Here is a 2355-nt window from a genome sequence, read left to right as displayed (position 1 = left end):
TCGGCGAGTTCGAACCGGTGCTCGAACGGCCGGCCGGCAATGCCGCGATGCAGGTAGCCGTCGGTGGCCGCTTCCTGCTTCTTGCCGGTGACCGTCAGTAGATTGGATTGGAAGGTAATGTCGAGTTCGTCCAGGGTGAAGCCCGCCACCGCGATCGAAATCCGGTAGCTGTCGTCACCGGTCTTGACGATGTCATAGGGCGGCCAGTCGCTGATCGACCGGGCGCGCTGGGCGTTTTCCAGAAGATTGAAAACCCGGTCGAAGCCAACGCTCGAACGATAGAGAGGTGCATAGTCGTAAGATGTTGCCATAGCCATATCCTCCTTGAAGCAACATGGGTACGGAAGCGCCGAAGACGGCGCTCCCAGCAAGGCCAGCCCTTCATTGAGCGGCTGGCGGCAATCGATTTGGTTTTTGAGAATTTCGGATTCAAGAGCTGCGGCAGAAAAAAATTGCTCGTTTTCGGCTTCTGCCACCCGCTCAAACCATTTCATAAACGGCCGCATTACCCTGAACGGGCAAGCCTTTGTAGAAGGCGTGACGCAGAGCCGTCGTCGGTCCAGCCCCGGAATTCGATCTCGGCAATCAGCGTCGCCTGGACGATGACAACCTGTGAAGACGGTCCGCTCAAGCGACGCCCTTGCCGCCGGTGACACCATAGACCTCGCCGTTGATGAAGCTTGCTTCTGGCGATGCAAGCAGGACGAATACGGGAGCCAGCTCGACCGGCTGGCCGGGCCGGCCGAAGTCGCTATCCTTGCCGAAGTTCTTCACCTTCTCGTCTGGCTGCCCGCCACTCGGCTGGAGAACCGTCCAGACCGGTCCGGGTGCGACGACATTCGCGCGAATGCCACGCTCAATCAGCTGCTTGGCAAGGGCCTTCGTATAGGCGACGATGCCGGCCTTTGTCGTGGCATAGTCGAGCAAGATCGGCGATGGCTGATAAGCCTGAATGGAAGCGGTCGTTATCACCGCGGATCCCGGCGGCATATGAGGAACGGCGGCTTGTGCGATCCAGTGGAGCGCATAGAGATTGGTCTTCATCGTCTTGTCAAAATCTTCGGTCGACAGATCTTCGATCTTCTCGCGGTACTGCTGACGACCGGCATTGATGACGAGGATATCGAGACCGCCAAGACCGGAGACCGCCTTGTCGACCAGTTGCCGGCACCATGGCTCCTCCTTGATGTCGCCGGGTAGGGCGACGGCTTTGCGGCCCTCGGCTTCGATAAGTCCGATCACTTCCTTAGCATCTACCTCTTCATCCGGAAGATAGGCGATGGCGACATCGGCGCCCTCGCGCGCGAAAGCGATTGCCGCGGCACGGCCGATGCCCGAATCTCCGCCGGTGACGAGTGCCTTCCGGCCAGTGAGCTTCCCCGACCCGCGATAGCTCTCCTCGCCGTGATCCGGCGTGGGACCCATCTTGCGGGCGAGGCCAGGCGCCTGCTGCGGTTGGTTTGGGAAAGGCGGTGCTGGATAAATCGTGCGAGGATCGTTCAAGGAGGTCTTGTCGCTCATAATGACACCTAAGGTTTTTCGGAATTGCATGGCGAATGCATGTCCGCGAACGTCCGTTTCATCCCTTTGTTCCTATGAAGCCGTCGGCTCGGAACAAACTTTTTGCGTTGTCGTTCGTCCTGATTATCAACGAAGGAGGAAATGTCATGCCCCGTGGTGACAAGTCCAAGTACACCGACAAGCAGGAACGCAAGGCAGACCACATCGCCGAAAGCTACGAAGACCGTGGCGTATCAGAGAAGGAAGCCGAGCGCCGAGCCTGGGCGACCGTCAATAAGGATGATGGCGGCGGCAAGAAGGCCGGCGGTTCCGGGCAAGGCAAGCATACCGGTCATCCGGCCGCCCACAAAGGCGGCGAGAAAGGCGGCAAGGCGGCAGCGTCACGATCGGCCGCAGACCGTTCGGCTTCGGCAAAGAAGGCGGCCGCGACGCGGAAGCGGAATGCCGAGCACAGCGCCCATCATTGATCGGTCGGGTCCCGTGACGGAGCAGAAACGCTACATCCCAACACCTGACGGATTTCTGTGAGACAGGGAGACGACGTGCTTGCCCGTTTGAGAACGCTGATGGTCGATGAAGACATACCTTCGGCCATGCTTTCTGGCTTCGGGTTCGCTGGCCAGATCACCTTCGGCTTCTTCGATTTCGAAGCCCGCGAATACAAGCCGAAGAGCTTCGAAAACCTTGAGGTGACCAACTTGACGGGCTCGCTTGCCTGGAAGGACGGAAAACCGCTGCCGCATCTGCACGCCACCGCCGGCAGCGCTTCCTTCGAAGCGGTCGGCGGTCACCTGTTGGCGCTCGAGGTCGGTCGCGATTTCGATGGAGCTCCAT

At 59.7% G+C, this 2355-nt stretch carries 4 protein-coding genes and 1 pseudogene; 2 read left to right on the top strand and 3 right to left on the bottom strand.

Annotated elements, in window-relative coordinates:
* From FHT75_RS35630 to FHT75_RS35625, 3 genes and pseudogenes are all read right to left on the bottom strand, one after another.
* Positions 1–311: Hsp20 family protein (locus tag FHT75_RS35630; RefSeq protein ID WP_183845828.1), on the bottom strand; the 311-nt coding region annotated here is incomplete at its 3' end.
* Positions 312–480: 169 nt separating this feature from the next.
* A pseudogene (locus FHT75_RS36225) lies at positions 481–613 on the bottom strand (ATP-dependent DNA ligase); the annotation flags it as partial.
* Between the two features lie 14 nt (positions 614–627).
* Entirely contained in the window at positions 628–1521 is an 894-nt protein-coding gene (locus tag FHT75_RS35625) for an SDR family oxidoreductase (protein ID WP_183845826.1), read from the bottom strand.
* Positions 1522–1667: 146 nt separating this feature from the next.
* Here FHT75_RS35625 and FHT75_RS35620 point away from each other — a divergent pair, with 146 nt between their 5' ends.
* The gene (locus tag FHT75_RS35620) at positions 1668–1988 is read left to right on the top strand and encodes a plasmid stabilization protein (protein WP_183845829.1); all 321 of its coding nucleotides are present in this window, start codon (positions 1668–1670) and stop codon (positions 1986–1988) included.
* A gap of 75 nt (positions 1989–2063) precedes the next feature.
* The coding region (locus FHT75_RS35615; RefSeq protein ID WP_183845827.1) for a PPC domain-containing DNA-binding protein at positions 2064–2355 on the top strand (292 nt) is incomplete at its 3' end.

This window comes from Rhizobium sp. BK112 (assembly GCF_014193215.1).
Classification (GTDB): Bacteria; Pseudomonadota; Alphaproteobacteria; order Rhizobiales; family Rhizobiaceae; genus Rhizobium; species Rhizobium anhuiense.
The sequence above is the reverse complement of the archived record's forward strand: the minus strand, read 5'-3'. Positions and strand labels throughout refer to the sequence as shown.

Coding starts and splice junctions, on each gene's coding strand:
- FHT75_RS35625 (WP_183845826.1), bottom strand. CDS start 1,521: ATGAGCGACAAGACCTCCTTGAACGATCCTCGCACGATTTATCCAGCA.
- FHT75_RS35620 (WP_183845829.1), top strand. CDS start 1,668: ATGCCCCGTGGTGACAAGTCCAAGTACACCGACAAGCAGGAACGCAAG.